Annotated in this window: 32 protein-coding genes; 31 read left to right on the top strand and 1 reads right to left on the bottom strand. The window is 49.5% G+C overall.

The window, feature by feature from the left end; translation table 11 throughout:
- Window positions 1–3 precede the first annotated feature (3 nt).
- The 29 genes from SALPA_RS08925 (at window position 4) to SALPA_RS08790 (ending at window position 17,947) form a co-directional block, all read left to right on the top strand.
- Window positions 4–1,074, top strand: coding sequence for an AAA family ATPase (locus SALPA_RS08925; protein ID WP_145092511.1), 1,071 nt, complete (start codon window positions 4–6; stop codon window positions 1,072–1,074).
- A gap of 31 nt (window positions 1,075–1,105) precedes the next feature.
- Window positions 1,106–1,357 carry a hypothetical protein gene (locus tag SALPA_RS08920; RefSeq protein WP_222427929.1) on the top strand — a complete coding sequence of 84 codons (252 nt, stop codon included), beginning with the start codon at window positions 1,106–1,108 and terminating at the stop codon, window positions 1,355–1,357.
- Entirely contained in the window at window positions 1,342–1,851 is a 510-nt protein-coding gene (locus tag SALPA_RS28895; protein ID WP_186450989.1) for a hypothetical protein, read from the top strand. Before SALPA_RS08920 ends, SALPA_RS28895 begins: the two co-directional genes overlap by 16 nt.
- 11 nt (window positions 1,852–1,862) lie before the next feature.
- Window positions 1,863–2,468 (top strand): hypothetical protein, encoded by a 606-nt coding sequence (locus SALPA_RS08910; protein WP_145092505.1) that lies wholly within the window; start codon window positions 1,863–1,865, stop codon window positions 2,466–2,468.
- Between the two features lie 2 nt (window positions 2,469–2,470).
- The gene (locus SALPA_RS08905; RefSeq protein ID WP_145092501.1) at window positions 2,471–2,764 is read left to right on the top strand and encodes a hypothetical protein; all 294 of its coding nucleotides are present in this window, start codon (window positions 2,471–2,473) and stop codon (window positions 2,762–2,764) included.
- Window positions 2,761–3,327: an ASCH domain-containing protein gene (locus tag SALPA_RS08900; protein ID WP_145092498.1), complete on the top strand. Its 567-nt coding sequence runs from the start codon at window positions 2,761–2,763 to the stop codon at window positions 3,325–3,327. The genes SALPA_RS08905 and SALPA_RS08900 overlap by 4 nt, the downstream gene beginning before the upstream one ends.
- On the top strand, window positions 3,328–3,564 hold the full coding sequence (locus SALPA_RS08895) for an AbrB/MazE/SpoVT family DNA-binding domain-containing protein (RefSeq protein ID WP_145092495.1): 237 nt from the start codon (window positions 3,328–3,330) through the stop codon (window positions 3,562–3,564).
- A gap of 11 nt (window positions 3,565–3,575) precedes the next feature.
- Window positions 3,576–3,857 (top strand): hypothetical protein, encoded by a 282-nt coding sequence (locus tag SALPA_RS08890; RefSeq protein ID WP_145092492.1) that lies wholly within the window; start codon window positions 3,576–3,578, stop codon window positions 3,855–3,857.
- Complete coding sequence (locus SALPA_RS08885) at window positions 3,857–4,369, top strand: hypothetical protein (RefSeq protein WP_222427928.1); 513 nt, start codon at window positions 3,857–3,859, stop codon at window positions 4,367–4,369. Before SALPA_RS08890 ends, SALPA_RS08885 begins: the two co-directional genes overlap by 1 nt.
- Before the next feature lie 146 nt (window positions 4,370–4,515).
- Window positions 4,516–4,959: a regulatory protein GemA gene (locus tag SALPA_RS08880; protein ID WP_145092489.1), complete on the top strand. Its 444-nt coding sequence runs from the start codon at window positions 4,516–4,518 to the stop codon at window positions 4,957–4,959.
- Window positions 4,931–5,149, top strand: a complete 219-nt coding sequence (locus SALPA_RS08875) for a hypothetical protein (protein ID WP_145092486.1) — start codon at window positions 4,931–4,933, stop codon at window positions 5,147–5,149. The genes SALPA_RS08880 and SALPA_RS08875 overlap by 29 nt, the downstream gene beginning before the upstream one ends.
- A 21-nt stretch (window positions 5,150–5,170) precedes the next feature.
- The gene (locus tag SALPA_RS08870; protein WP_145092483.1) at window positions 5,171–5,422 is read left to right on the top strand and encodes a hypothetical protein; all 252 of its coding nucleotides are present in this window, start codon (window positions 5,171–5,173) and stop codon (window positions 5,420–5,422) included.
- A gap of 43 nt (window positions 5,423–5,465) precedes the next feature.
- Entirely contained in the window at window positions 5,466–6,032 is a 567-nt protein-coding gene (locus tag SALPA_RS08865; protein ID WP_145092480.1) for a hypothetical protein, read from the top strand.
- Window positions 6,033–6,186: 154 nt separating this feature from the next.
- Complete coding sequence (locus tag SALPA_RS08860) at window positions 6,187–6,339, top strand: hypothetical protein (protein WP_222427927.1); 153 nt, start codon at window positions 6,187–6,189, stop codon at window positions 6,337–6,339.
- Between the two features lies 1 nt (window position 6,340).
- Window positions 6,341–6,679 (top strand): hypothetical protein, encoded by a 339-nt coding sequence (locus tag SALPA_RS08855; protein ID WP_145092474.1) that lies wholly within the window; start codon window positions 6,341–6,343, stop codon window positions 6,677–6,679.
- A complete protein-coding gene (locus SALPA_RS08850) occupies window positions 6,627–7,001 on the top strand; it encodes a hypothetical protein (RefSeq protein WP_222427926.1) in 375 nt (124 codons plus the stop codon). Before SALPA_RS08855 ends, SALPA_RS08850 begins: the two co-directional genes overlap by 53 nt.
- Before the next feature lie 6 nt (window positions 7,002–7,007).
- Window positions 7,008–7,586, top strand: coding sequence for a phage protein Gp27 family protein (locus SALPA_RS08845; protein WP_145092467.1), 579 nt, complete (start codon window positions 7,008–7,010; stop codon window positions 7,584–7,586).
- A 4-nt stretch (window positions 7,587–7,590) separates the two neighbouring features.
- Window positions 7,591–7,740 carry a hypothetical protein gene (locus SALPA_RS28890; RefSeq protein WP_186450988.1) on the top strand — a complete coding sequence of 50 codons (150 nt, stop codon included), beginning with the start codon at window positions 7,591–7,593 and terminating at the stop codon, window positions 7,738–7,740.
- Window positions 7,727–9,451: a hypothetical protein gene (locus tag SALPA_RS08840; RefSeq protein WP_222427925.1), complete on the top strand. Its 1,725-nt coding sequence runs from the start codon at window positions 7,727–7,729 to the stop codon at window positions 9,449–9,451. The genes SALPA_RS28890 and SALPA_RS08840 overlap by 14 nt, the downstream gene beginning before the upstream one ends.
- 9 nt (window positions 9,452–9,460) lie before the next feature.
- The gene (locus SALPA_RS08835; RefSeq protein WP_145092461.1) at window positions 9,461–10,765 is read left to right on the top strand and encodes a DUF935 family protein; all 1,305 of its coding nucleotides are present in this window, start codon (window positions 9,461–9,463) and stop codon (window positions 10,763–10,765) included.
- Entirely contained in the window at window positions 10,752–11,606 is an 855-nt protein-coding gene (locus SALPA_RS08830) for a minor capsid protein (protein WP_222427924.1), read from the top strand. The genes SALPA_RS08835 and SALPA_RS08830 overlap by 14 nt, the downstream gene beginning before the upstream one ends.
- Before the next feature lie 176 nt (window positions 11,607–11,782).
- Window positions 11,783–12,787: a phage protease gene (locus tag SALPA_RS08825; RefSeq protein WP_186450986.1), complete on the top strand. Its 1,005-nt coding sequence runs from the start codon at window positions 11,783–11,785 to the stop codon at window positions 12,785–12,787.
- Window positions 12,788–12,836: 49 nt separating this feature from the next.
- Window positions 12,837–13,199 (top strand): head decoration protein, encoded by a 363-nt coding sequence (locus SALPA_RS08820; RefSeq protein ID WP_145092453.1) that lies wholly within the window; start codon window positions 12,837–12,839, stop codon window positions 13,197–13,199.
- Window positions 13,200–13,223: 24 nt separating this feature from the next.
- Window positions 13,224–14,237 carry a major capsid protein gene (locus SALPA_RS08815; RefSeq protein ID WP_145092450.1) on the top strand — a complete coding sequence of 338 codons (1,014 nt, stop codon included), beginning with the start codon at window positions 13,224–13,226 and terminating at the stop codon, window positions 14,235–14,237.
- Between the two features lie 15 nt (window positions 14,238–14,252).
- On the top strand, window positions 14,253–14,687 hold the full coding sequence (locus tag SALPA_RS08810; protein ID WP_186450985.1) for a phage protein Gp36 family protein: 435 nt from the start codon (window positions 14,253–14,255) through the stop codon (window positions 14,685–14,687).
- The gene (locus SALPA_RS08805) at window positions 14,681–15,292 is read left to right on the top strand and encodes a phage virion morphogenesis protein (RefSeq protein WP_145092445.1); all 612 of its coding nucleotides are present in this window, start codon (window positions 14,681–14,683) and stop codon (window positions 15,290–15,292) included. Before SALPA_RS08810 ends, SALPA_RS08805 begins: the two co-directional genes overlap by 7 nt.
- A complete protein-coding gene (locus tag SALPA_RS08800) occupies window positions 15,289–16,017 on the top strand; it encodes a hypothetical protein (RefSeq protein WP_145092442.1) in 729 nt (242 codons plus the stop codon). Before SALPA_RS08805 ends, SALPA_RS08800 begins: the two co-directional genes overlap by 4 nt.
- 23 nt (window positions 16,018–16,040) lie before the next feature.
- Window positions 16,041–17,453: a phage tail sheath subtilisin-like domain-containing protein gene (locus SALPA_RS08795; protein WP_255451408.1), complete on the top strand. Its 1,413-nt coding sequence runs from the start codon at window positions 16,041–16,043 to the stop codon at window positions 17,451–17,453.
- Window positions 17,454–17,467: 14 nt separating this feature from the next.
- Complete coding sequence (locus SALPA_RS08790; protein ID WP_222427923.1) at window positions 17,468–17,947, top strand: phage tail tube protein; 480 nt, start codon at window positions 17,468–17,470, stop codon at window positions 17,945–17,947.
- 27 nt (window positions 17,948–17,974) lie between these two features.
- On the opposite strand, the gene SALPA_RS08785 is transcribed toward SALPA_RS08790, so the two are convergent.
- Window positions 17,975–18,322 (bottom strand): hypothetical protein, encoded by a 348-nt coding sequence (locus SALPA_RS08785; RefSeq protein WP_145092437.1) that lies wholly within the window; start codon window positions 18,320–18,322, stop codon window positions 17,975–17,977.
- Between the two features lie 61 nt (window positions 18,323–18,383).
- Here SALPA_RS08785 and SALPA_RS08780 point away from each other — a divergent pair, with 61 nt between their 5' ends.
- Window positions 18,384–18,785, top strand: a complete 402-nt coding sequence (locus tag SALPA_RS08780) for a hypothetical protein (protein ID WP_145092434.1) — start codon at window positions 18,384–18,386, stop codon at window positions 18,783–18,785.
- Between the two features lie 100 nt (window positions 18,786–18,885).
- A complete protein-coding gene (locus tag SALPA_RS08775) occupies window positions 18,886–20,937 on the top strand; it encodes a phage tail tape measure protein (protein ID WP_145092432.1) in 2,052 nt (683 codons plus the stop codon).
- The last annotated feature ends 5 nt before the right edge of the window (window positions 20,938–20,942 follow it).

Raw genomic sequence — 20,942 nt, 5'->3', positions numbered from 1 at the left:
TTTATGGCGGAGTTAGCGATAGCAAAAAATTCGGACATGCAGCCGGATATAAAGAATACCGTAGTGCAGGATGAACTGCTGGCAGCCGTGCCGGATATGACCGGCTGGAGAAAAGAACGGGTGCTGCTGTGGCGGCTGATCAAGGAAAATGGGACAAAAAACAAGACGGTTGCCCATGAAGTAGGCGCGGGAGAATCTACGCTGCGCCGGTTTCTGACCGATGACACCTATGCGCCCAGCGAGGAATTTTTGGGGAAGCTGGAGGAATATTTCCGGCGTATCGGAATCTGGGACAGTGAGATGAAGCTTCCTGATGATCAGCCCGAATTTTTTACGCGAATTGGCCAAATGAATGTGGTGATTACCGATGCCTGGAAGCGAACCTGGTTTGTACTGGACAACACGTTGAAACACCGGAATTTTGGCATGATTGTAGGCCCGAGCGGCTGCGGGAAAACATCGGCAGCAAAATACTGGGTAGAGGAACCGGGCAACCAGGATCGGGCTATCTTCATTACGGCGAATGGTTGCATGACCCGGAAAGCCATTTTGCGCCGGATCGCCAAAGGCATTGGCGTATGGTCCAATGGTGATTCAGATGTGTTGCTTGAAAGAATCTGCGCGGAACTGGCCGAGCGGCCGCGGCTCATTATTATTGATGAAGCGGATCAGATCAGTTCCAAGATGAAGCTGGAGGCACTCCGGTCTATTCTGGACAACACCGGCAAGATTGGTATTGTATTGATCGGCAATGAAGATCTTTCGGAATACATCCTGCAAATTGCCTCCGATGACCGGAAGCTCTCCCGTATCCATAACCGCTTTGGCGCTTATCAGCAAGTCAAAATGCCAAACCGGGACGAAGCGATAAAAATGCTGGAAGGCTTCAACCTTACTACCGGCGCGCGGGAATACCTCATAAACATTATGCAGCGCCGGAGCGGCAAAGGGGGTATCCGGGTCGTGCGGACGATGCTGGCTATTGTACTGGAAGCGTTAGGGGACAAGCTGATTACGGAAAGCATCCTCCGGTCATCGTCTCTTGAAAATGCGGTTCTCTCGGTTAAAGGCTAAAATGCAAAGGCGCGCACAAAGGCAACCGGCGGTGGAGGATGCCAAAGTCTGCCGCCGGTGCGGCGCTATTTGCGGACCGGGTGAATGGACATGGAGCATTGGCAACCGGATGGCTAGGATGGTGCCGGTGTGCCGGGAGGACCGGTTTTGTTATGAGAAACAGCGTAAGCGTACTAAAAAACAGAAAAAACAATCTATAGGTCGGCGCAGGCGTACTGATAAGCACCGGAATCGTAAAAATAGAATAGCGGCGAGGGGGCTGACAACATGCCGGAGTGTGTGATTTATGACACCGATTATCAGGAATGTCGCGGCGGTCTTTGCACCGTATACCGGGACCAGCGGTGCTGCCGGAACTGCGATGGATTCACTTTTTGCCTGAAACCCTGCCTGGATATTCGCCAGGACAGGCCGCCTGCAGTCAGCACTCTGCAAAAAGTGAGACGAAACAGCAAAAAGCAGTATTGGTTCCATTTGGTGAGCGCGGTTCTTATCCTTGCCCTGCTAACGTTGACGCTGGTCAGCTGCGGGGCCAACTATGAACCGCAGAAAAAAGAATTGGTTATTGTTAACCATGTGGTAGTTGACGGGGAGAATCTATGGAATGTTGCTGCCCAATATATAACGCCTGACCGGGATATCCGGGAATTCATGGAAGGCATCTATGAATTAAACTATGACCGGGTGTTTGGGGAACGGGAACAAAATGGAATGCCCCGGAAGTCGGTTTTTCCCGGCGATACGTTAGAAATTCGATATTGGAAATCAGTTGATTAGGAGGGCGAGATATGGAATATTTACTTACTGTTACAAGGACCAAGACCGGGTTGCCTGCCGTGGCGGAAACGGGTGCAGCCGGGAAAACAAAAGGGTTTGCCCGTATTTTATGCCGGGACAATGGGGGCAAAAAAACAGCCACTTACCTGCCCCAGCCGGAGGAAATTGAGGATATTGGCCATGTGGTATTTGTTTTGCAAAAGAATGACTACTGCATTGCGGTTGAACGCAGCCGGACCACGGCGTATAAAATAACGGTTACCCAGTTTAGCGGAACGATTGACGATCAGGAGCAGGCTCTTTTTGAACTCCGGCATAGCTACAGCGGCAAGCGGTGGGATGTAATGCCGCCGGAATATCTGCAGCCGGCCATCGAAGCGGCCAAAGCAAAGAGCCAGGCGGAATTGCCAGCAGGAGCCTGGTACCAGACGAAGCAGCCTTCTCCTCCTGTCTCTCCCAGTGCTCCGGTACTGAAGCCTGGGGACTTTGTCCCTTCCTTCCTAGGGATTCGAGAACTTAGGCAGATTGCGGACGATGAGTTTTCGGTCTGCTTAACGAACGGCGTGCAGTTTCTGGTCTATATAAAAGAATGCCTCCCGAAGCGGAATAATGGCTAAGCATGGAGTTTCAAACAGACTATGAGAAAACTGCTAAGCGGGCGTGGGATATTCATTCAAAACAGCAAAGCCGCCGATTTATGTCTGAAGTCAGATCCGGTAAACATACCACGTATGGTCAAGCGTTGGAGCATGTGAGGCGAACTCCAACCTATGTATTTAAAGCAACGATTGCGGGAAAGCGCGGTTATGTGATTATGTCGGATAGAGAAATGAAAGCAGCGGGACTGAAGCCCGAAAAGGCGGGATTTGCCTGGGGACTTGAGACAGGAAGCAGCAAAGGGGGAAGTCAATGAAGGCGTTAACCATCCTGCAGCCGTGGGCGTCGTTAATAGCCTACGGCGCTAAACGAATTGAGACGCGGAACTGGGTGACGAAATACCGGGGGCCGATTGCGATTCATGCAGGGAAGGGGTGGACAATGGACAGGCGAGAAATTACTTACCGAGAACCCTTTCACTCCGCGTTATGGCCGAATATGACGAAACAAGAGCTAATGTTAAATGGATACGGCAGAACAAAGTTATTGCCGGTTGGCGCTGTGATTGCCATAGCTGATCTGGTTGAGGTCTATGTCGTCAATGGCTATGGACATGATTTAAACTGGCAACCTGGCGTTAATGATGAGCAAAGTAAGTTTTATTATGCATATCCTGACGGTATTAAAGAGCCTAAAGCGGAAGATTTTATCCGCATTCGATATCCTGAGACAATGTTCGGGTATTACCCAAATGGCGGATTTAAGAAAGAACCACGCTACGCCTGGATACTCGCCAACGTGCGCCGGATCGAGCCAGTGCCGTCCAAGGGCATGCAGCGGCTTTGGGAATGGAACTATGATTATGAGGAGGCAATTTAAATGGAATTTAATAAAAAAATTAACCGCAGCGGGGGAGTCACCCTCCCCTCTGCCCTCAGACGGGAATTAGGGATCGAAGAGGGCGAAAAGCTGAACATCAAAGTGGTTGACAATGGGGATATCGTACTGAAACGTGTAGTCGGTGCCTGCGTATTCTGCGGATCAGACGAAAATTTAAAAGTCCATAAAGGCCGGTTTGCATGCAAATCCTGCCGCGACACCGTTAGCGGATTGTGAGGTGCAAGGTAATGCATACAAAAACGAGTGAAATATCACCAACTGTGATAGATAAAGCGCCTAAAGTAGTTCAACTGGCTGTAGAAGTAAACGGCGATACCTTTATTGAAAGTTATGACGGAACAAAAGGTGTCATTATCGCGATTAATGAAGGCTCGACAGTTTTTGTGAGAGAGATGACCCCAACTAACTTCAGGTTGGAATTTGCCGTAGCCTTTTTAAAGACGCTTACCCAAGATGAACAAAATCTAGTTATTTCATCTCTACTTGCGGACAGACTGGGGGTAATGTAATGAGCCTTACGGAAAAGGTTGACCGGGCCATTGTACTGGACCGGGCGATACGGGAACAAAAAAAGGAATTGGACAGTATTAAGGCCGAGTTGCAGACAGCGGCACTGACGGATATGGAGAACAAGAGTCTCAAACACCTGCAGTTATTTGGCACGGCCGGCAACTGCGAAGCCATGTACAAAGAAAAGTTTGAAATTGATAACTTTGACCGACTGGTGGCTGTGGTAGGGAATTTGGTTAGGGATAAGGTAAAACGGGAAGAAGAAGTCAAATATAAAGTGGACGGTCGGTTTAAAGATGCGCTCATTGCTTTGGTTAAAGGTGATTTCCGGCAGCATGATCTTGACGGGATTCTGGCCGGTATGGGGCTGGATGCCAAGAAAATCAAGGTTGCTAAAAAGAAGCTCAAGGGTGAATACCGGAAGGATAAAGAGGTTTTAGCAAGTCTGGGCGTGACCGGTGCCCGTGAAGAGGAACTGGATGCGATTCGGGAAGCCAAAAATCTGGAATAAATCGAACGGTTCTTTGATCTGGACAAGATTAACCGGGATGAATTGAAAAAGTGCGTATTCATTGAGGAAAGCCTTAGTATTGGACTCAATTATGATGCCGAGTCGGAGAGTGACGATACTGACGCGGCCTAAAGGGGAGAATTTATATGGCAAATGCAGGGCAGATTCGAATGCTGTTTGGTTTAGCCATTCGCCAGAGGCTTGATGAAGATGATTTGAGAAAAATAGCGGAAGATGTGTCCGGCCGTCCCAGTCTGTCAGCTCTCACTAATGCCCAGGTTGACCGGATTATTGCGCGGCTGGGCGGCAAGTCCGGGGACAAGGGGCAAAAACGGGATAATAACAAAATGACGCCGCAGCAGGACTGGAAAATCGGTCAGCTTGAAAAAGAACTTGGCTGGGCTGGTAATGCAAAACGGCTACAGGCATTCATCCAGAAGCGGCTGCGCGTGGATCGGCGCGAATGGTTGACCAAGGCACAGGCGCATAACCTGATTGAAGCTCTGAAAGATATGATCGCCCGGCAGCCCAAGGGCGAGACGCCGAAAGGGGCTGATCTCTTTGATAACCAGACAGCGGGCCACGGTTAAACAGGCCATTAAAGACGGCCTGGCGGATGCCAATGCCAGTATTGCCGGAATGTTTACGATTGTGTATACCGGGCAGTTTTATAAAGCAGTGCCGGGGGACCGAATACCGGATAACATGGAGATCGTGCTGCAGTTTACGAAAGATGCGCGGCAGCCGTTAGGCTGGACGCCGATTGTTAAGAGGGGATAAGTAGTTATGGGAGACCAGGAAATGGATGCAAAGATCTATATCGTGAGTCAAGCAGGAACTAAATCTATGGTCGGTATTTTAGAAGCTATGGAATTTGGTTTTAATCCAATTGAAAGTATACCGGAGGTTGAGATTTCATCAAAAGTTCAGATTTGCGGCACACTGGGGAAGTTTTGGTTTAATGAAAGACTATTAAACAAGTTATTTGGTACAAAGAACAAACAAAAGAAACGCTATAAAAATTTGGAGCGAGCCCGATCACTACATGGTTAGTCAGTCGAAGCTTTGAACGGAGGCTTACGGGGGGAGGCGCGACGTGGAACGGAAGATAAATAAAAAAAAACCGGGCTATATGAGGGCTGTTGATGGATATAACGACTATATTTGTGTGACGGAAGGATACTTGGAAAGCTGGAATGGCCTGCTCGCTGCCGTCGATAACCTAAAAGACACGCTTTTCGATAAAAAGAATGAGCTTGCTGCTGCCGAAGATGCCGCCCCTCCTATTTCCTCCTATGGCGGGCAAATCAGCCTGTTTACCGGCGGGCCTGCTGCCAAGTTGACGCAACCGGAAGCCATGTGCGAGAAAAAACGGTTGCTGAACCAAGAAATTAAAGGCATTGAACGGGAAATCAGAAAACTGGAGAACCTAATCAGAAAAATAAATCGGGCCAAGATGAGTCTGAAGCCGGAACTGAAAAAACTGGTTGAGCTGCGCTATATGAATGAGGAATCCTGGGAAGAGATTCAGACGAAACTGAATTATACGGAACGCTGGTGTCGCTCTCTCTTGGAAAAAGCGGTGGAAGATATTGCAGTTGGTATTTTTGGTACACGTGCCAAAAAGGAAAAATCGGATGAACGGTTCAATTTTATTGGCTAAACTGCGATTTTTGAGACAAAAAGACTTCCGTTTTTGTTCCGGCAGGCCGCTAAAAATGGTGGTAGAATAATAGCATAAAATCATGTCAAACAATGTAAGACCGCGCCTATTGGCTGCGGTCTTTTCTATTTCGAAAAAAGTGAGGTGTTGGAATTTGGAGAGTAAGGAGCAGGATAAAACAAAAAACAAGCAAGGCACGGAGCATCTGACACAAAATGAAATCCGCCGGTTGATGCGGCGCGAAGCTTACGAACGCGGGCATAATGGCGCACTCCGGGCCAGAGGCGGAAAGGTGGTAGTAAGATAACTTGGAAGAAAAAATTATTACCTGGCTTGTACAGGGGATCATTGGTGCACTGGCCGGCGCAGCAGTATATTTTGCAAAAATAACCCATTCCCAGATCCGGCAGGACATTAACGACCGAAAAAAAGAACTCAGTGAGTTAAAAGCTGAGTTAAAAGTAGAAAATGCAGTATTGAAAACCGAACTAAAAGCCGATACTGCCAGTCTTAGACGGGAGATCGACGATATGCGCAACAAAATGCCTTTTACCTATGTGTTGCGGGATGATTATATTCGTATGATGGCCAGTTTTGAACATAAACTGGACCGGGCCTTATCCCGGTCCGAAAAAAGTGACTGTTAAGGAAGTGAATCAGATGTTTGATGTTACCCATAAAAAGTTAGCACGGGGAACTATTTTAAAAGTCTTGAATATTGGTCAACCCCAGCCAGTACCGGCGCATGTCATTGATATATGTCTTATTCAACGCGGATTGCCCATGACGGAATCTTTCCTGGAATCGCAGCTACAGTATTTGGTGGATAAAGGCTATATTGAAACACAGGACACATGCTTTGAAAAAGCGGAGAATCCTGTGCTGACAGTAAGGCTCAAAGCCAAGGGAATTGATTTGTTGGAGCATTCCATTGAAGAGGACCCCGGTATCATTATCCCCAGGGAGTAATGGCCTATGAGTGAAGAGAAACAGGAAAAGCAACAGCGTGAAATTAAGCGGCGTCATTATCTGGTAGAGAAGCTGCAGTGCCGGGATATGGTGGACCGGATGCTGGCCGAGGGGTATGGATACGAAGATATCGCCCAGGCTGTATTTGATGCCGGTGAGCGTATCGGCAAGTCCTCCATCTGCCGCTATCATAATTCCATGTCCCAAGTGGCTGAACGAGTGATTAAAGCCCGCGAGCAGGTGAAAGTTTTGGTGGACGTTCTGCGGGACCGACCGGGAACCGATATCGCGGAAGCAGCGGAGCAGGTCATGCTGCAGGGGCTGTTGCAAAAAGTGGCGACTGCTGATGAAGAGGACTTTGAGGAAATGTCGTTGGCGCAGGCCGGGCGGCTGATCGGCACGCTCTCCCGCAGCGGCGTGAACCGGGAAAAGTTCAAGCTACAATATAACCAGGGTGTAGGCGCTGCCGTCGACAGGATTATGGGAGAACTTAGAGTGGAGCTTGCTGGCATGCCTGATGTGCTGACTGTGCTGGCAGCCAAATTGGAAACCGTACGAACGGAATTAACGGCAGGACAGGGGTGAAATTATGCTTAAAAAACTTCGCAATAAATGGGATGCTTACACTGCTCATTTCCGGGGCAACTGTCGTATTGCCTGGCATCATATAAGACATGGAACTGCGCACCTAATTCATGGACTATTGCCGTTTGTACCGTTAAGCCATGGCGACGAATAGAAAAAGGCCGCCTGACTCCAAACCTACAGGCACTGTGCTTCAGCGCCTGGTTGGCCAGGAAACAGCGCGCGAGGCGGAAGCCTGGGAAATTGAGCTTCTTCATCAGTATGTAGACCTGCACCCGGATTTAGTCAAGCTCATCAATGAGCAAAAAGCTCCCATCTTCGGCCCCGCCGGTATTCGCAAACTGCTGGCTGAACGGGAGCCGGAATACTTCGCCCGCGCCTACTTCCCGGACTATATACCGGGGGAAATGCCGGGATTTCATCAGGCATGGTGCGAGGATTTCCGGGATGTGATTAACAAAGGCGGCGGATCTAGTGTTTTGCGGGTTGCGCCCCGTGGTCATGCTAAAACAACTTTATGGGACTTCATTTTTCCTAATTGGACGATTGTCTATAAAAAGAAAAAGTTTATTTTAATCTTATCTGACTCCGGGGATCAAGCCGAGGACTTTATTACAAATATCAAAGATGCGTTAGAGAATAATGAGCGCATTCGTGAGGACTTCGGGGATTTGAAAGGAAAGGTGTGGCAGGAAAGCAAAATTGTCACGTCTACTGGAGTAATCGTTAAAGCTCTTGGTGCCGGGATGAAGGTGCGTGGTCGCCGTAATAAGGAAAGGCGGCCTGATCTAATCATTATTGATGATTTGGAAAATGATGAAAATACGGCAACGGTAGATCAGCGGAAAAAGTTGAAAAAGTGGTACAAAAGAGCAGTGCGGCGCGCTGGAGCGGCCTACACTGATTTTTTTGTTATTGGAACGATTATCGACGATGATTCCTTGCTTTCAGAACTTACACAGTCTCCTGGCTATGATATTAAAGTGTATCGGGCGGTTATCTCTTTCGCCGAACGGGAAGACCTATGGGATGAATGGAAACGGATTTTCGTTAATCTGCAGAACCCAGCCCATGAAGCGGATGCCCGCGCCTTTTTCGAGCGCAACCGGAAAGAAATGCTGCGGGGGACCAAGGTCCTTTGGGAAAACGGCAATCCGAATTTTCCGGACGGCTATTATTCTATCATGGTGGCCCGCGTGGTCGACGGCGAGGAATCCTTCTGGTCGGAACTGCAGAATGACCCGAAATCCAGTGAGGATAAATTTTTTAAGCCGGTCCTCTACCATGATGATGACCGGCCACCGCTGAAAAATTTGCTCCTCGTTATGGTGGTTGACCCCAGTATGGGTAAAACAGAAAAGTCGGATTTCTCGGCCATCATCGTGCTGGGGACGGACCGAGAAACCGGACAGATGTACTCGGTAGTGGCCGATATTGCGCGCCGGTCGCCGGATGTTACCATTGAGGCTATGTTTGTTACGGCGGAGTGGTTCATGAACCAGGGACTGCGGTTTAAGGTAGTGGGCATTGAGGATGTGCAGTTTCAGGCATTTTTTGCTACCGAAGCCTTTAAACGGGCTATGAAGCGCCGGCTGCATCTGCCGATCAAGCCGTTCCACCGCAATCTGCCCAAAAATGTGCGGTTAGAAGGAATGCAGCCCAGCGTCAACAACGGGTATGTAAAAATCCATGAGCAGCACACTTTGCTGCGCTCTCAGCTAGAAAGCTATCCCAAGGGTAAAAAGGACGGCCCGGACGCGCTGGAAATGGCGGTTGATATGAGCGCCAACTGCGGCAGCAGCCAGGGCGGTGATTTGCCGGGGGCTGTAGCAGGAACAACGGCGACGGCCGATATTACATGGTAAGGGGGTGAAATGTTGAGTATATATAAACCCCAGGTGGGGCAGATCGGTTCCCAACTGGATACTTCTCTGTTTTTGTTTGACGACTGCATTGCTAATATGGATACAGTGCCGGTTGAGGAATATGAACGCATGATTGATACCGATGAAACGGTGGAAATTGCCATCTTGTTCCTGACGATGTCTATTCTCCTAAAAATCGGCGAATACCAGCACGACGATCCAGATATCACTCAATTTGTAAAAGAAAACTTTGAAGTGATGGAAGGCAATCTCTATACTGCCTGTGAGGAAATTTTGACGGCGCTGTGGGCGGGCTACTCCGGCACCGAAATCGTATGGCGGCCGGAAGGCAGCCGGCTGTATTTGCAGCGCCTGGTGACATACCATCCTAAGACGGTGCTGATCCGGGTTGACCGGGGCACCGGGCAATATTTGGGACTTAAGCAATGGCGCTGGTTTGACGGGTCACCAGTCGACATCCCGGCGGAAAAAGCTATTTTATATACCTATCGGAAACGGTTTGGAAATCATTATGGCCGCGGCATCTTGAAGCCAGTGCGTAAAAACTGGCTGTTAAAGGACCCGGTGCTGAAGATGATGGCGCGGGCGTTGGACCGGTTTGGCACGCCGTTCACTTCGGCCATTGTACCGGATGAGGATATCCAGGACCCAGATAACCCGGACAGCGAGATATCGCAGCTTATCTATGCGGTACGGCTGCTGGCTAACATTCAAAATGGGACGGGCATTGCTTTACGCTATGGATCGGATGGCCAGGAGCCGAAAATAAATGTGCATGGCAATGGCGGCAGCGGGATCGGGGAAGCCTTCGCTCAGGCGCTCGGATATTTCAACAAAATGATTGCCCGTGGCGTGTTGGCCCCCTCCCTACTGCTGGATGAAGGACAACGGTCGGGAAGTTACTCATTAGGGCAAAGTCATTTTCAGATTTACAACATTATGACTTCGGGTATTTTAACCAATTTTACAGAGACATTACTGGAGCAGCTTATTAGGCCGCTGATAGAATATAATTTTGGCCGACAGAAAAATTATGGTTCCTTTGCGGAGCGCAAGCTTAATGAAGAGGACGGCAAGCTGCTGGCCGAGATTTTTGAACGGCTCACTAATTCCGGTTATTTGGACCCGCAATTACAGAGTGACTTTGACGCAGTACGGGCACGCGTTGGCCTGCCCCAGCGGAAGGTTGTGACCAGGGCGGAGACTTTTAAGGATAAAGTGAAGACGGAATATGCCAACTACACCCGCAGCGGTGATATTGGTGACCCGTTGGCGGGTGATGCCGGTGAATGAGCGGGAGCTTATCAAGCGGCTGGATGAGCAGGATCATGCTTTTCTACGGCGGTATGAACAGTATTTAGAGCAGGTCATGACCAGTGCCGAGCAACTGCTGGAGAAAAGCTATACGATGCAGCAAATTGTCGGTATGCCGTTTTATGCTACTGGTCAGTTAGGGCGGCTGCTGGCCGGGTATAGTCAGGATGTCCTGGCGACCGGGCAGGCGCACGCGGCTATCTTGGTTCAAGACTTACACCGCCGTTTTGCGTCCGTGAAACTCTCACAAAGCTGGCAGCCCTGGTTCTTGCGGGATATTCATCTGGCTGGGCCGCTGGGGATCGACCCGGAAACGTTCTGGTTAGACCCGACGGCGGCGCTGACAGCACTGGAAGCCCGCGAGAACATGCTGGCCGGTGATGTGGAAGGTCAGTTGTGGCAGGAAGTCAGAAAGATCATGCTACAGCATTTGCAAAACGGTTCCCGCAAGGAGACTATTGCGGCCATGAGCAACCTGGCCAAGGTGAATGTGCGCCGGGCGGAACTCATTACCACGACCGAAAGCACCTATGTCTATAACCGGGGCAGGCTGGCAGGGTTTCATGATGCTGACGTGGATTATCTCCGTTTCAGCGCTACCTTGGATAATCGGACCAGCGCCCAGTGTCGCAGCCGTCATGGTTTGGTGCTGCGCATGGGCAGTGCGGAACTGTCCGCCAATATACCGCCGCTGCATGGGCGCTGCCGATCAGTGTTGTCACCGCTGTTTAGCAAATACCAGCCGGAATATATCACGCCGTCAAGTACTGATTGGTCGAAAGTTGCACCTTTGCCCAAGGGATGGAAAGTGGCCGCGTAAAATTGCCTGATTTTGAGCTTTATACCCCCTGCTCTAACAAGAATACCTGCGGAGGTGTGTTCGCGGCTAATAACGCTGTTATAACGCGAAATAACACTACATGGATTCTTTCGTCAGTCGTCATGAACGGCTATTTTTTATGAATGTGCGGAAAGGGGGTGATAGGAGACATGCAAATGTTAAAAATTCCGTTTTTACGTCTGGGAGAATGGGTGCATCCCGTATATGAAAAAATCAAGATCACCCAGCAGACGTTTGATGATATCTTGCGGAATTTCAAAGACAACGTGCTGGGAAAAGAGCCTTTTATTCGCCTGGGGCACGATAAAGGCGGCAAGCCTACTTTCGGCGATGCGCCGGCAGAGGGCTGGGTGAAGCAGATTGTTCAGGAAGGCAATGTGCTTTGCGCTATTGTGGAGCCTACCAGCGAGACGGCAGCGGAGAACATCCGCAGCAAGCGGTTCCGGTTTTCCTCGGCGGAATTCACTCCCAACGGCATTGACAAAGAAACCGGTAATCCGGTCGGGGCGCTGTTGTCGGCGATTGCACTGACTAATGAGCCGTTTTTGACGAAATTGCCGGAGGCCACGTTGTTGGCCAATCTGCCGGATCTATTTTATCTGGATTTTAGCGAACCTGAAGAAAACGACAAGGGGGCACGAAAAGTGGAAGAAATGGTTAAACAGTTTATTGAAATGCTGAAAAACTTTATTACCGGTCAGAAGGCTGAAAATGAAGGAATGAAAAAACAACAGGAGGAGACACAAAAGCAGTTGGCGGATATGAATAAATTGCTGACCGATCAGCTCACGCTGGCCCAGCAACAAACGCAGATTGCCGAACAGGCCCGGTTGCTGGCTGAAGTTGACAAACAAGCGACTGAATTGGTCAGCCTGGGGATTCCGCCGGTCATGGTTGACAATTGGAAAACGCTGGCTTCCTCGGATGCAGGTCAAGTGGTCTTGAAGTTAGCCGATGATGCCGGCACGGTTAAAGACATCAGCCAGGCGGAGGCCATGCGCCAAATGCTGCTGGCGCTGCCGGAAGCGCACCGCATTCCGATGGGCCAGCGTGGTACGCAGTCCACCGGTGATGATGCCGACAAAATCAAACTCGCCTGCGATGCTGATATTATCGCCCTGGGCGGCACGATAACTGCCGACGGCAAGTATAAGATTTAAAGCACCTCATTACGGGGTGTTATTTTATTTGCGAAAGGAAGAATGAAGTATGGTTATGATTCCGGGAACACAAACGATTGCCGTCTATGAAATGGTGGAAATCCGGGCGATTGTTGGACAGGAAGTATCCATTGCGATAACGGTTGCGCCTCAGACTACAGAGGTGCCGGCCGGCACTGTGATGGGACAAATTACGGCAAACAAGCAGTATGATCCCTACGATAACGCCAAAAGCAACGGCACAGAAACAGCCAAGGTAATTTTAGGGGAAGCCGTTCCTGCCAGCACAGAGGCGTTAGTGGCTACCGCCTATATCAAGGGCATCTTTTATGAAGACAAGCTGCAGGGACTGGATGCCGGTGCCCTTGTTGATCTGTTCGCTCGCGCGGTGGACGGGATTATCATTATTTAAATCTGATTTTTGAGGAGTGATGACATGAAATTTTCTTTTCCTTCGACACGCGAATTAACGCACGTTGTGCGAAACCGTGTAAGTGATACAAGTAAGTTTATCGGCAAAGTGATTTGTCCGATTGTGCCGGTCTATGCATCGGAAATTGAGTATGACGTGCTGTACCCAGCCAAAGGCATGACCAGCGCCCATAAAATAGGGACGAATCCCAAATCGGTGCAGACGCCGAAACAGGAAACCAAGCGCTCAGGGACGGCCTACTGGAAGGATAAAGGCCGACTAGATGAAGAAAAGCTGCTCAACATGCGCAAAGCCGGCACACTGAATGAGCGCGCTGCGAGGGAAGCGGTAATGCAGTTGGCGCTGCAGCAAGATACCCGGCTGGATGTGCGGGTAGAGTGGCTGATCTGGAAAATGCTCACTAAAAATGCAATTGAGATTGATGAAAACAATGTAAAGTTTACTGTAGTGTTCAACATGCCCAATGTAGTGGATATTTCGGCGGACGTGCAGAAAAAATGGACGGCTACGGCCACCAGTGACCCGGTCGGTTTTATAACCGCTCTGATCCAGGGTTATCGCGGGACCGGAGCCAAGGCAAGGACTATCTACATGAACAGCATCACGGCTGGATATGCCATTCAAAGCACAAAGTTTGTTGATCTGTTGAAACAATCGTCCTTCAGCGGGTATTTAAGTCCGCTGAATGCGGATGGGGCCTTAAAACTGCTCTTCCCGAATGTTGATTTCGTTATTTATGATGAAGGTTATCTGGATGATAATGACACTTTCCAGCCTTTCTTGGCGGATGGCGATATTGTTGCATATGGGGATTATCCTAGCGAAAAGGTTATGGACTTTGGCAGCACAATCAGCCTGCACAATGGTGGTCTGGATAAACCGCAGCCCGGCAAATTTACCATAATTAAAGATAAATCGAGCGAAGAGGAAAATCCCTATGTGGATGTGACGGTCGGAATTTACGGCTTGCCGCGTCTCTTCCACCCTGATTATATCCGCCGGGGTAAAGTATTTTAATTTGAGGTGATTCTGGTGGCATACACAACAGCCGAGTTAGTTTTAGGAAAGTCAAGACTGGATAACGAACCGGATTTTGATGTTTCGCAAGCAATTGCTGATGCGCAGGCCCGGATCGACACCAAATTAAGAAAGCGGTACAAGGTTCCCTTTACAGACCCTGTACCGCCTATTATTTGCAGTATAGCCACCTGCTTTGCCGCCGGCTTTGCCATTGAAAAGGACTATTCCAACCGCGCTGAAAAAAATGAGCCGTATCTGGCCGAGGTGCTAATCAAGCGAGCTGAAGCCGATTTGCAGGATATTTTGGATAATGCACTGCTGGACGGGATGGAGGGCGTTGCGTATGCGCCCCCTCCCCCTGTCGAGCCGGCAGAACTGGCTAGACCGGCTATGCGCACGACTACGCCCCGGCCAAGCGAAATGGAAAAGGTGCTGGGGCGATGGTAGACCGGATTGAAATCAAAGTCGAAACCAAGGGAATAGAGACTATTTCTAATGTCCTGCGTTCCATGGAAGCACGGGGCCGGCGGCTAAAGCCGGTCATGCAAAAACTGGGTGCGGCCATGGTGGGAATCATTGACCGCAATTTCGAAGCCGAAGGTAGACCTACTAAATGGAAACCGCGCAGCCCGATCACGCAAGCTAACCTGGCGATCAGCGCCCAGGATCGGGCCAAAGGGACTAAGCGCTATCAGAATGCGAAAACCAAAGGCCGGGCGTCAATCCTGCGCCGGGAATCTCTGAAAGCCATGGGTAATAAAATTCTGTCTGGGTCAGGAGAACTGAAAGACTCCATGAATTATGCGGCTGAGGATGGCAAGGTGCTTGCCGGACCGACAGGTGCCAAGCCGTATGCCCGGATTCACGCACTGGGCGGCGTGATTCGCCCGAAAAAAGCCGGCGCTTTGCTGGTGCCCTGCGGCAACCGGCTACTAAAGCTCCAAAGCGTCACGATTCCCAAACGGGATTACCTAAACGTGCCGCCTGGTGAAGTCCCGCTGCTGGCCCGAATTGCTCTTGATGCCGTAAGTGGGGAGATGATACCGCGTTGATTGAGACTATTATTGATAAAACGGTTGAAGTTCTGAAAAAAGAGCCAAGCCTTTTGAATGTGCGCTACTGGCATAAGGTGAACGGTCTAATCCCTGGACCGAAACGGACGGTCAGCGTGGGCTGCGAGGAGGAAGCGTATTCAGAGTATACGCGTTCCCTGGATGAAGGCAAGGCCAGCCTGAAAATATATGCATCGGTGGATAACAAGGAACTGTCTGCCGCCGATCGGCGCAGTGACGAACAGCGCCTGGAATATGGAGAACGCCAAATCCAGCAGTTTGCTGGCAATATCCGGCGGTGCCTGGCGGCCAATTATACGATGGATGGGTTAATTGATTCCAGCTTTGTCGGTAAAACGCAATATGTAACGGCGGATGAGCATAAGGACTTGCATATCGCCGTTATTTCGTTTGATGCAACCTTTTACGCCGAGCGCCTTTCCCCTTACCGGACCTTTACTATGGCAGTCATTATGACCGGGCCGGGGACGGTGTCGCCGCTGCCGATTACGCCGGTTGTTTCGATTGTTGACATTCCGGGCTATTTGCTGGGTGTCGATTACCGGCTTGCGGAGGACGGCAGCGGCATTGAGTGGCTGGCAGGACATGGACCGGAAACTGGTATATTGCAGTCTGTAACCTGGCAGTTTGACGCAGACAATGAGGCGGTCAAAGTTAGTAAGATTGTTTTGGATGTTAACGGGGAAACCGTGGATATTTCATAGAAAGGAGTTGAAGTGTTTTGGCTATGGAATTTATTGTTCCCAGTATGCAGGTGGATGAGTCCGATGTCGGCACAAGGTCAGTACAACAACTGAGCCTGGCAGGCATTGGTATAGTGGGAACATTTAAAAAAGGGCCGGTCAATACGCCGACTACTATTGGCGATGATATACAATACACCAAGATTTTTGGCATAGACAAGCCTGGCCTGACTGGACCTAAGTCGGTAAAGGGTTGCTTTGACAATGGCGCTAATGATTTGCGTATTGTCCGTATCGTGGGCGAAGGCGCAAAGGCAGCCAGTGTGACACTAAAGGATGATCAAGCCACGCCGGCAGATAGCATTGTTATTACGGCAATCAGTGTCGGCGTTTGGGGAGATGACCTGAAAGCTACAGTGGTTGCCAACGGGACTAAGGTAGATATCATCGTAACCGATGGAGAAAATACCGATACATTTAAGTCGGTAAGTCTGGACCGTTTGCCGCTGAGCAAGAATGTAGTAACGTTGACAAAGGCGACCGGGGCAACCAAGCTTCCCAAGGTTATAGCCGACGTTCCTCTGACAGGCGGCAATGACGGCGCAGCGGTCACAGACGAAGACTATATTGGTACAATCACGGAGAGCGGCAAGCGTACCGGCTTGAAAGCGCTGGAGCCGGTGCAGTGCGGCCTGGCGCTCTGCGCGCAGCAATATAGTTCGTCGATACACCAGGCACTCATTGCCTGGGCAGAAAACTGCGATATTGAGGAAGGTCTGAGAATTCCAATTCTGAATTCTCCGCCTGGATTTGGCGTGGATGCGGTTTGTGTACAGACGCAAACGCTGGATACTGCTGACGGTCGGGGGATATTTACCTATCCATGGGTGACACCGGCCGATGAGACGGATGACGATATATTTGTCGCGCCAGATGGCTACTATGCCGGCCGCCTGGCTGCATTAAACCCGTGCAAGTCCCCATCTAATAAACAGATTTTAGGTATCAGAAAATTAGAGAATGATTTTAAGTATGCGGAAGTCAAAGTGCTTACACTGGCCAGGATAAGCCCTATAACCCTAGTGCCGAACCGGGGTTTCAGGGTAAGAAACGGTGTGACTCTATCCTCGGATACGGCCTGGAATCAAACGAATATCCGGCGTCAGCAGGATAAGATGGAAATGGAATTATACAATTCCATGCAGTGGGCCATATCAGAAGATCATGACACGCCTCTATGGGATGCAATTGCCACTCAGGCTGATGCTTACCTGCGCACCCAGCAGAAGCTTGGGTTTATCAAGGGATATTTACCGACGCTTTGCAACAGCCAGACCAATCCCGATGAAAACATTATTGCTCGGATTTTGACGTTCATCGTCCGCTGGAAGCCGCTATATGCGGCTGATTTTATTATCATGAAAATCAAACGCGAGCTGCCGAGCGCCACTGCGTAGGAGGTGAATAGGCATTGGAAAAATTTAAGTTTGATCAATTTGACTTGCAGCGTTTCAACGATCAAAGGCCGGTACAGGGCTTTGACATATCCATCAGTGTTATGGGGCCGAACGGCCCCGAATTCGTTGGTGAATATCAGGAAATGGAATTTAAAATCCAGGACGAAGATGAGGAGTACTGGTTAACCGGCAGTCGGACAGCAATGCTGCTGGACGGTGATATAAAAATCACCGGCAAGCTGAAGCGTGGCTGGGTGAGCCTGGATATTATCAGCCGGCTCTATGGGCAGTCATCGATCCGGCGCGGACAAAGCACGTTGAGCAGTCTCCGGTTTACCATCACGGCCACGGTAGATGCGCCGACGAAAGGTCTGTTAGGCCGAATCAAGCTGGAGGATTGTAAGTTCAATGAGCTGAATATTGCCATCAAGGCCGGTAAGGGCGTGGTGGAGAAAGATATGAATTTCAAGGCTGAAGGAATCTCGGAAGCATAAAAAAATGAGGCAGGTTTTTGACCTGTCTCATTCCGCTTTTACATGTTCTGATGCAATATATCCTCTTGATCCTTTATATGGACCTGACAGCATTTCGATTTTGGTTTTCATTGGTCCACGTTCTATGACTGTAACTTTATCTCCTTTATCGACAAGGAAAGCTCGCCCATCAGTTAACATCCGTCTAATTGCATCTTCATTTTTTGCATTTGCATACCGGATCAGTTCTGTCTCATTTTCTTCAGTTGTTCCCGAAAAAGAATCAACAGCGATTATAGCATTACCGCCAACCTGTACGGATGGCTTAGCTGGCTCGGAAGATCCGCAACCCAAAAGAAATAAGGATAAAATCAATAAAATAACAAATTTCTTCAAATGGAAATCACCTCCATATAATTCTAATTATTAATTCTATTTTAAAAGGAGTGTTCCTGTTATGGATAATCAAATATTTGGACCGCTGGAATTACCCAGCGGCAAAACAATTAGTTTTCGCGAAGGCCGGGGGCGTGACCGGGCTAATGTGATTCAGGCGCAAAAGATGACGATTGACAATATGGCATCCGCCACGCTGCTTATTGACAGCATCCTGGCGGTGAAGTGCATCGTGGAAGAGAATGGCGTGGCCGTCAATGGCGATTACCGGAGCATGTTTGAAGATATGTCGAGTAGTGATTTGGACTATTATATGGCGGTGCGACAAGAACTGTTTGGTATGACGGAGGAACGGAAAAACAAGGTGAAGGAAGCAGCAAGTTTTTTGTTGAGCAAACTGACCTCTACCGATTCATCCAAGTTGCAAAGTACGGCCATGCCTGCAGCTACCGTGAGTGGCTAAGTTTCAGTGACATCGAACGGGAAGCATTATTTATGACGCTGGAATGGGCGTGCGATAAAGAAAGAGAAGATCAAGAAAATAATGCGGGTGGGTGAAATCGGTGAATGTTTCCTTTACGGTAGCTATGATGTTAGAGGCCGTCAACTGTATGGGGCCGGGAGTACAAAGCGCCATGCGTCAGGTGCAAAGCTTTAAGCAACAATTGGGTACCTTGAATCAGGAAATTGATGTAACCATTCGTGTTAAACGGATTGAGGAAACTGCCAAGCAGTATCGCAATCAGGCGCAAAATGCTCGTTCTGCGGCAATGGAACAAGGGGCTGAAGGAGCGGCCCTTCTTGCTCCTGTGATCAAGACAGTTACCGATTTTGCCAAGGTGGAAGATAGTTTTACTGATTTAAAAATTGCAGCCTATGATTCGAGTATTCCAATACTTCAAATGCAGGAAGATTTGCAAAAGGCGTCAGTTGAGGCAAAACGTTTAGGGGATTTAACCCGTTTTACTACACGGGAATCCTATGACGGCATGACTACACTAATTAAAGGCGGTGCAAGTCTAAAAGACACATATACTGGCCTTAGTGAGGCTGCAATCTATTTGGCGCAGGCTGGTAAAGTGCCTATTGAACAATCGGCTGAAGCGATGGTGAAAGTTTCAAACGCTTATCAGTTGACGGGTCAGCAAATGAAGGATGTCGCGGACATGATTAATAGAGTCGATGGGGCTTCTACCGCCAGTATCAGTTCCTTGCAGGAGGGTTTTAAATATTCTGCTGGAGCGGCAGCGCAGCTGGGTCAATCTGTTACTGAAACGGCCCAGGCGTTAGCCGTACTAAATAATCGCGGGCTGGACGGCAGTACGGCAGGTACAAACTATGCCGACATGCTGCAGCGACTAATTCCGCAGACTAAACAACAGCGCTTATATATGGAGAGTCTGGGCTGGTTAACTGAATCTGGCCGAAGTGTCTTTTTTGATGCCACGACCGGAAAAATCAAAAAAATGCAGGAAGTCATTGACATTATGCGAGTGTCACTGAAGGACTTGCGACCGGATGATCAATTAAAATATCTCCATAAGATTTTTGGTGAACAAGGTGGGCGTGCGGCTATGGCGATCATGCAAGGTGGTAAGGGAAGTTGGGAAGATGTTGGGGAAAACATAGCAAAGGCTATGCCTCTTAGAGATCGAATTGCGACACAGAGTAGTAATTTATGGGGAAGATTCGAAAACATGATGGGCAGCCTTTCGAACTTCTCTGCTGAATCCGGTAATCCTATTGGAAGTTTTGTTTCAGAGCGCCTAGATGGAGTTACCGAAGCGATCAATAAAACACGCGCCTGGTCGGAAGCCAATCCGGCGGTGGTAAAAGGTATCATGTGGATACTTACCACACTGGGAATGTTGAAAATGGGTTCCATGGTGTTTTTACTTTTAAGAGCATTTACACTCGGTTTCGCCGGTGATGTTATGGGAGTCGCGGGCTGGATCGGCAGGCTGGTCATTCGGCTTGTCGGGTTGCGGGATGCTTTTTCTTACTTCCGGTCGATGGGCGGAGGAGTCTTTGAATCGCTTTGGAAAGGTGCCCAATGGGCTTTTCCTTGGCTGGGCAAGATCAGCGGCTGGGTCAGCCGGTTTGTCGTTCAGTGGATAGTGGCGGCTGGACGTATCGGTGCCGGCTGGCTAATTGCCATGGGACCGGTAGGCTGGATCATCCTCGGGGTAACGGCTATTATTGCGGCCGCGATTTGGGCCTGGAATACCAACTTTATGGGCTTCCGCGATAAATGCATCAACGTATGGAATGCAGTCGGTGACTGGGGAAGACGGACATGGAACAATATTACCGGCTGGATCAGTTCCGCGATGGAACGGGCTGGTGGGTTTATTGACCGGGTCCGGGAAGCCCTGGGGTTATCGCAGCGCCTTGCCTTTAACGGGTCGATCCGGGGCGTGGACTTAAACCCTGACTGGCCCGGAGGAGGCAATACTCCTTTCGTTGGCGGCGGCAATCGCAGTAATACTAATAATGTGACAAACAATGTTAGTGTCAACGTGCCGACTACGAATGATGCCAACCGTTTTGTTGCCGATCTGGATTTGCCGGGTAAATATAAAGGTGATGACTATAATCCTAAATTTAGTTGGTGATGGCA

Origin of the sequence: Sporomusa sp. KB1, assembly GCF_007830295.1 — a bacterium.
Taxonomy (GTDB): domain Bacteria; phylum Bacillota; class Negativicutes; order Sporomusales; family Sporomusaceae; genus Sporomusa.
Note: the sequence above shows the minus strand (reverse complement) of the source record. Positions and strands in the feature narration are given on the sequence as shown.

Bases quoted from the DNA above. Each gene is read 5' to 3' on its own strand.
- SALPA_RS08925 (WP_145092511.1), top strand. From the start codon at position 4: ATGGCGGAGTTAGCGATAGCAAAAAATTCGGACATGCAGCCGGATATA.
- SALPA_RS28895 (WP_186450989.1), top strand. From the start codon at position 1,342: ATGCCGGAGTGTGTGATTTATGACACCGATTATCAGGAATGTCGCGGC.
- SALPA_RS08910 (WP_145092505.1), top strand. From the start codon at position 1,863: ATGGAATATTTACTTACTGTTACAAGGACCAAGACCGGGTTGCCTGCC.
- SALPA_RS08905 (WP_145092501.1), top strand. From the start codon at position 2,471: ATGGAGTTTCAAACAGACTATGAGAAAACTGCTAAGCGGGCGTGGGAT.
- SALPA_RS08900 (WP_145092498.1), top strand. From the start codon at position 2,761: ATGAAGGCGTTAACCATCCTGCAGCCGTGGGCGTCGTTAATAGCCTAC.
- SALPA_RS08895 (WP_145092495.1), top strand. From the start codon at position 3,328: ATGGAATTTAATAAAAAAATTAACCGCAGCGGGGGAGTCACCCTCCCC.
- SALPA_RS08890 (WP_145092492.1), top strand. From the start codon at position 3,576: ATGCATACAAAAACGAGTGAAATATCACCAACTGTGATAGATAAAGCG.
- SALPA_RS08885 (WP_222427928.1), top strand. From the start codon at position 3,857: ATGAGCCTTACGGAAAAGGTTGACCGGGCCATTGTACTGGACCGGGCG.
- SALPA_RS08880 (WP_145092489.1), top strand. From the start codon at position 4,516: ATGGCAAATGCAGGGCAGATTCGAATGCTGTTTGGTTTAGCCATTCGC.
- SALPA_RS08870 (WP_145092483.1), top strand. From the start codon at position 5,171: ATGGATGCAAAGATCTATATCGTGAGTCAAGCAGGAACTAAATCTATG.
- SALPA_RS08845 (WP_145092467.1), top strand. From the start codon at position 7,008: ATGAGTGAAGAGAAACAGGAAAAGCAACAGCGTGAAATTAAGCGGCGT.
- SALPA_RS28890 (WP_186450988.1), top strand. From the start codon at position 7,591: ATGCTTAAAAAACTTCGCAATAAATGGGATGCTTACACTGCTCATTTC.
- SALPA_RS08840 (WP_222427925.1), top strand. From the start codon at position 7,727: ATGGCGACGAATAGAAAAAGGCCGCCTGACTCCAAACCTACAGGCACT.
- SALPA_RS08835 (WP_145092461.1), top strand. From the start codon at position 9,461: ATGTTGAGTATATATAAACCCCAGGTGGGGCAGATCGGTTCCCAACTG.
- SALPA_RS08830 (WP_222427924.1), top strand. From the start codon at position 10,752: ATGCCGGTGAATGAGCGGGAGCTTATCAAGCGGCTGGATGAGCAGGAT.
- SALPA_RS08825 (WP_186450986.1), top strand. From the start codon at position 11,783: ATGTTAAAAATTCCGTTTTTACGTCTGGGAGAATGGGTGCATCCCGTA.
- SALPA_RS08820 (WP_145092453.1), top strand. From the start codon at position 12,837: ATGGTTATGATTCCGGGAACACAAACGATTGCCGTCTATGAAATGGTG.
- SALPA_RS08815 (WP_145092450.1), top strand. From the start codon at position 13,224: ATGAAATTTTCTTTTCCTTCGACACGCGAATTAACGCACGTTGTGCGA.
- SALPA_RS08805 (WP_145092445.1), top strand. From the start codon at position 14,681: ATGGTAGACCGGATTGAAATCAAAGTCGAAACCAAGGGAATAGAGACT.
- SALPA_RS08795 (WP_255451408.1), top strand. From the start codon at position 16,041: ATGGAATTTATTGTTCCCAGTATGCAGGTGGATGAGTCCGATGTCGGC.
- SALPA_RS08780 (WP_145092434.1), top strand. From the start codon at position 18,384: ATGGATAATCAAATATTTGGACCGCTGGAATTACCCAGCGGCAAAACA.